The sequence below is a fragment of the Streptomyces sp. NPDC001348 genome (assembly GCF_053597535.1).
In genome coordinates this window covers 240,494-246,661 of record NZ_JBSFIK010000007.1, presented here as the reverse complement: position 1 = coordinate 246,661, position 6,168 = coordinate 240,494, and the positions used below count along the sequence as shown (strand labels likewise).

Below are 6,168 nucleotides of genomic sequence, written 5' to 3'. Positions count from 1 at the left end.
GAGTCGGCAACCACCACAAACAGGACTAGGCAGGGGAAGGAGGAAGACGGGGGAAGTTCAGCGGCGACCAGGCGATGGCGGCGCGGCACGGTGCCGCGCCGGCGAGCGGTGTGCGCGGTCGTTGCCGCAGCCTCAGGCGCCCATGCCGGTCCCCAGGTTCGTCGCGGTGTCGGTCGCGTTCTGCTCGACCTGCTCGTAGGCGCTCACCATGTCCTGCACCTGTTCCGTGGCGTCCTTGAGCACTTTCGCGCCCTGCACCGCGGCGTCGATGGCGTTCTCGTGCGGGTCCCAGTACTTCTCGTGGAACTTCTTGCCGGACTTGTCGTCGCCCCAGCAGTCACCCAACTCGTTGGAGCGGTCGACCAGGTCACGTCCCGCCTGGTCCAGCCTGCGCCAGATGCCCTCGAGGGTCCCGATGGCTTGCCTGATCTGCTCCGTGTCGACCCGGACGACGTCACCCGAGGACGGCTGCTGCTGCTCACTCACCGCGACTGTCCCCCTGCGTCCCTCGGTACCCGTGGTCCACGTAGTCCTTCACTGCCTCGGGCATGGGGAGTTCCTCCGGCAGGAACGCGCGGGGGTCGAACTTGCCCTCCAACAGGTCGGCGAGGGGAATCCCTCCGGGCATCGCCGCGGTCACCGTCTCGGTCACCTTCTTGAGCGCCTGGGCACGGGCCTTGTCGACGGTGGCCTGGATGACCCTGGCCAGATCCTTGGGTGCCATGTTCCGGTAGGCCCCGGTGGGGAAGTCCAGTTCCGTGATCTGCCCCTGGGCCCCCACCGTGACCCGCACCACCTGCCGGGGTGCCGTCGCCGTCGCCGTCACCGCGTTGATCTGCTGACGTGACTCGAACGCCTGATCGCGCTGCTTGCGGTAGTCCGCCAGCAGCTCCTCGATCTGCTGATCGTACGGAGACGACATCCCGGCCCTCCCGGACAACACGTGGATTCGAATGCTTCGGAAGGTCAAGTGAACCTGCTGACGGGCGCACCACCATGGTCACGGGCGGATGATGGACCTCCTGTACAGCGGGTTCTGCCTTCGTATCCGCATCCGCCGGGTGCCGGTGTCCGCTGCACCGCCGGGCGGGGTCCGCCGGTCCGGCGCTACAGCAGACCGCCCGGGTCCACCGGCATCGTCCCGTCGGCCGTCCCCTGGGGCGTCTCCAGCGGTTCGCGAGTGCCGGGGCCGCCAGGTGCCTCCGGGGCCGCGGAGGCACCCGTCGCACCGTTCAGCATGCCGTCCACGGAGCCGTACCAGCTGTTCTCCCCCTCCATCCGGGCCGCTGCCTCGACCGCCTCGCGCAGCGCACCGGACTCGACCGTCATGCTGACCGGCCCCGAGGCGTTCAGATAGATCAGATGCCCTTCGGGAAGCTGGTCGAGGAGCTCGGGGACCTTCATCGGCTTGAAGGACAGGCGTCCCGCCGCGTGGAGATGGTCGGGCGAGGTGAACACCGGGACGATGGGCGTCTCGTCGTCCGGTGCGACCGCGGACAGCAGTCCCCCGCCCGGCGCGAGGAACACCGCCACCTCCGCGGTGGCCAGGGTGTGGGTCACCGTCTCCGCCAGGCCGTAGCCGGTGGCGGCGAGCTGCACCGCGTCGTCGACCGGGTCGGTCGGGTCGGGCCAGCCCATGGCCTTCGGCGAGGGCTGGTACTCCTCGTTGTCCTGCCATTCGACGATCTCGCCGTCGAGGTCCGACCGCCACTGGCCGACGAGGGCCCAGTTCGGCGGCGTTCCCTCACCCGACCAGGTCGGATCGACCAGGCCGAGCCAGTGGTCGGGGGCCTGCCGGGCCGCCTCGCGGATGTGGTCCGGGACCGGCGGGATGTCGTTCCCCTCGTCCTCCGGCTGCTGCGCCTGCGGGACGGCCTGCCCGGCGTCGGCTCCGCCGGGCGCCGTGGCCTGCTGCGACACCGGTACGGTGGGGATGACCGGCTCGGGCTGACCGCCCGCCGCGTCCTTCCCGTTCGACGTGCTGCTCATCTTTTACGTCTCTTTCGTCTCTCGTTGCTTTCACGGTGCGCCTGAACCGCCCGCGCGTCCGGCCCGGTCGCCGGGCGTCAGCCGAACACGCTCGAGCCTTGTCCGGCGCCGCCCCAGACGTCTTCCTCCTGGCGCAGCAGATCGGCGACGCTCGTCTTGCCGTCCTGGTCCCGCTTCTTGCCCTTGCGCCTGCCCGCGTCCTCGTCCTCGTCGTCTTCGTCGGCGGCGGAGCTCCGGCGGCGGGTGGTTTCGGCAGGCGGTTCCTCGGGCTCGTCGATCGCGCACGACAGCTCCACCGGAACGCCGCCACCGCCCGACGCCTTCGGCCGCCAGGCCGGCCGCGCGGGCTCGGCGAGAGCCTGGTCGGCGGTGACTGCCCGGGCGATGGCGTACGCACCGGCCATGACGGAGGTGGCGGCGGCCGCCTCCTGCCGGGCCGCCTCGGTGCCCGCGCCGCTGCCGGTGTCCGTCTCCTGCCCGTGCCCCCCGAGCAGGGGGAACAGTGACCCGGTCGAGACGTCCCAGGTCGTCGGGTCGTCCGCCGCGGGCGCCTCGGTGGCCGAGACGTGGGGGACGGGCTCCTGGTGGACGGGCTCCTGGTGGGCAGTTTGCTGTTCGCCTTGCGCCTGCGGCTCCCCGGCCGGAGCGGCCGGTGTCCGGTAGGCGGTCGCGGCCTGGTGCGCGGGCGCCGCGACCTCGGTGTGCACGGGGAGCTGCGCCCCGGGTGCCGGAGGAGCCTCCTCGGCAGCGGGGTGGACGCCCGCCGGGTCGGCGGCAACAGGCGGCTCTGTGGCGGCCGCTGGGGGTGCCGACGGCTGTGTGACGGCCGCTGCGTGCGGCGTGTCCCACGCCGACTGCGAAAGGCCCTGGGACGGCTCGGCGCCCGGCGCGCCGGGCTGCCCGGCCGGCCACTCGGCATCGCCCCACAGGGCCGCCGGGGCGCCTTCGGCCTGCTCGGTCCGTTCACCGCGCTCGCCCCGGCTGCGGCCGCTGCTGGTTCCGGTACCGCCCGCGGACGCCCCAGGCCCCAGGAACGGCATCACCGCCGGGAATCCCGCGGCGGACTGCTCGGCCTGCGCTGCGTACGGCTGCTCCTGAGCCGGCTCCTCCGCCGCCGACGGCGGCCATGCCGCGGTGGCCGCGGGGTGGCCGGCTCCGACGCCGTCGCCGAGGCTCAGGTACGCGTCACCGGGCGCCGCACCGTTCGGCGACCCGACGGCCGGACCGTCCGCCGCCGGGGTGCCCGCCCATGGCTCGCCCGTGGTGAACAGCAGTCCGGACGCGTCGGAACGCTGCTGCTCGCGTTCGCCGCCCGCCGCTCCGGCGCCCATCCCACCCATCGGCATCATGGGCATCACCGGCGTACCGGCGGCGCTGCCGGCGCTTTCCGCGCCGTCCGCACTGGCCGCACTGTTGGCGCCGTCCGCCATGCCGGCGCCGTCGGCGGTCTGCGGCGACGGTCCTCCGGCCACCAGGTGTTCTGCACCGTCACCCGGCAGGTTCAGCCCAGGCCCACCGGCCCGGGCACCGCCGACGACGTCGCCCGTGGGATCCGCGGCATCCGCCGTGTGAGCCCAGGGACCGGTATCGCCGCCCAGCAGACCGGACGCGTCGGACCGCGCGCCCTCCTGCCCGCCGGCACCGCCACCGGCACCCATGCCCCCCATACCGCCCATCGGCATCATCGGCATCATCGGGGTACCGGCGCCACCTCCCGGGGCCGTGCTGCCCGGATACGCGTCGGCACCGTCGCCGGAAAGCCCGGCGGCATCGGTCGGCATGTCGGACAGGCCCGGAACCCCGTCTCCCAGATCGGTCGACGGGAAACCGGCGACATCCGCCGATCCAGCCGATCCACCGGGCAGCCCGGGCGCCGCCAGGTCTTCCCGACCCGGCAGGTGCAACCCGGGCCCACCGGCACCGACACCGCCGGTCACCTCACCGGGCGTGTCACCGCCCAGGTCGGACGAGCCGGTCCACGGAGTGACATCGCCGCCCAGCAGACCGGACGCGTCGGACGGCGCGCCCTCCTGTCCGCCGGCACCGCCACCCATGCCCCCCATACCGCCCATCGGCATCATGGGCATCATCGGCGTGCGACCGGCACCGTCGAGGGCCGTGCTGCCCGGGAACGCATTGACACCGGCGCCAGGAACCCCGGCAGCATCGGTCGGCATGTCGGACAGGCCCGGAACCCCGTCTCCCACACCGGTCGACGGGAAACCGGCGACATCCGCCGTTCCGCCCGGCAACCCGGGCGCGTCGGTGGACAGGCCGGCCGACGGGAAACCGGAGACGTCGGGGACCGAACCCACACCGGTGCCCGGGGCCGCGATGCCGTCGGTGTTCACATCGGGCAGGCTCGTGTCCGGGAACCCGGCGATGTCGGCGGTACCCGGTGCGGTGGACGAGCCCTGACCGGTCGCTCCCGGACTGTCCAGGCCCAGGTCTCCGGGAAACTTGGAAGGCGCGTCCAGCGTGCGGGCCTTGGGGCCGGTGCTGCCGGTTCCGGGCGAGGTCAGGCCCGCGCCCAGCGGGAAGGGGGCGACCTCGGGCATCGGAGCGCCGGTGCCCTGGCCGTTGGGGTTGAGCGCCGCGTCCATGGCCGGGTCCAGCTGCCCCGTGGAGGGCATGTTCGCCGGGTCGCCACCAAGTGACGTATCACCGGTGAACGCGTTCGGGCTCAGCCCCGGCCCGTTGTCCAGGGGCGCGCCCGAGCCGAGATCGGATGCGTCGAAGGGCGCCGGGGACACGGTCGCGTCTTTGATGCCGGGGCCGTCCGCGGTCGAGCCCGGGGCTCCCAGGTCCGTCGCGTTCGGTGCGAAGGAGCCCGGGTCCGTGGGGTCCAGCGTCCCGGTGCCGGGCGTCAGACCGGTGTTCGGGTAGTCGGTCGGGGCGGCGACGTCCTGGGGCGAGTTCCCGCCGTAGTTCGGTATGCCACCTCCGTTGTACGGCATTCCGTCGCCGGTGTACGGCGCTCCGTCACCGTAGTTCGGTACGCCACCGCCGGTATACGGCATCCCGTCGCCGGTATAAGGCATTCCATCGCCGGTGTACGGCATTCCGTCACCCGTATAGGGCATGTTGTCGGACGGGGAGTTCGCCGGGTTGGTGGGGGAGGTCGGCTGGCTGACGGAGTCCTTGGTGACCTTGTAGTGCTGGGACAGGGCAACGAGCACACTCCGCATGTCGTTGCCCATCATCTCGACGATCTTCTTGTTGGCACTGACCCGGACCAGGCCGTTGCTCATCAGAAGGTGCGGATTGATCGCCAGCGCCTGTTGGGCGTACCACGCGTTGATGTCGTTGATCTTCGCCTTGGCCTCGCGCAGATGCTGGGCGTTGTCCGCCAGTTGCTGCGGGACGTTGTAGTCGCCGGTGACGCCGCCCGACAGCGTGTCGGACATGTGCTGCACCTGCGTCGAGAGCCCGGCCATGGCTGTTCTCAGGGTTGACGCCGCTTCACCCTGCCACGGTCCGTTCTCGCCCGTCAGTTGGTCGGTCTGGTCCTTCAGGACCTGAGCGACCTCCTCCAACACCTGCTGCGTGTAGTAGAAGGTGTTGGCCGCCTCCTGGACGGTCTCCGGATCGGAGAACTGCTTGGCCTGCTCCTGATTGTGACTGTCGGCGACATAGGCGGCGCCGCCGTTGATGGCCGCCATGATGTGCTTCCAGTCCCAGCTGCTGTAGTCACCGCTGGTGTCTCCGTCTTTGGTGGCCCAGACACCGTCCTCGCCCTCGGAGAAGCCAGGGACGTCACTGCTCTTGTTACCGCCGGCCATGGCCCCGCGTTTCCCTCCACCCGACGCTCGCGTCGATCCCAGGTCTACTGCATTCGCTGGCCCGGCCGGTCACGAGGCGGGCGCCAGCCGTCTAGAAGCCGGGCAGTACCGCCGGCTCCGGCTCCGCCGGACTGTCCGGAGCGACCCCGGACTGCTCCGGCCCTTTGGACACCGACATCGACCATCCCACCAGCGTGGGCTGCGGCGGATCGGGCAGGGCCCCGGACGGTGCCGGCCCGCTGGTCACCGACTCCGACACCCCCACCAGCGTGGGCTGCGGCGGTGACGCCACCCCAGGCTGCTGCTCCCCCGACGTCACCGCCGGCTGACGGTCATACGCAACCCCGGCCTGCTGCTCCTCCGGCGTCAACGCCGGCTGCCGGTCATACAGAACCCC

The 6,168-nt window shown here is 72.0% G+C and carries 4 protein-coding genes and 1 pseudogene; all 5 read right to left on the bottom strand.

What is annotated here, in order from left to right:
* Positions 1–132: 132 nt before the first annotated feature.
* On the bottom strand, positions 133–486 hold the full coding sequence (locus ACWC21_RS10620; RefSeq protein WP_450880203.1) for a WXG100 family type VII secretion target: 354 nt from the start codon (positions 484–486) through the stop codon (positions 133–135).
* Positions 479–922, bottom strand: a complete 444-nt coding sequence (locus ACWC21_RS10615; RefSeq protein WP_450880201.1) for a YbaB/EbfC family nucleoid-associated protein — start codon at positions 920–922, stop codon at positions 479–481. The genes ACWC21_RS10620 and ACWC21_RS10615 overlap by 8 nt, the downstream gene beginning before the upstream one ends.
* A gap of 185 nt (positions 923–1,107) precedes the next feature.
* Positions 1,108–1,989: a type VII secretion system-associated protein gene (locus ACWC21_RS10610; protein ID WP_450880199.1), complete on the bottom strand. Its 882-nt coding sequence runs from the start codon at positions 1,987–1,989 to the stop codon at positions 1,108–1,110.
* 77 nt (positions 1,990–2,066) lie between these two features.
* Complete coding sequence (locus tag ACWC21_RS10605) at positions 2,067–5,771, bottom strand: hypothetical protein (RefSeq protein WP_450880197.1); 3,705 nt, start codon at positions 5,769–5,771, stop codon at positions 2,067–2,069.
* Positions 5,772–5,862: 91 nt separating this feature from the next.
* Positions 5,863–6,168 (bottom strand): annotated as a pseudogene (locus tag ACWC21_RS10600) (hypothetical protein); the annotation flags it as partial.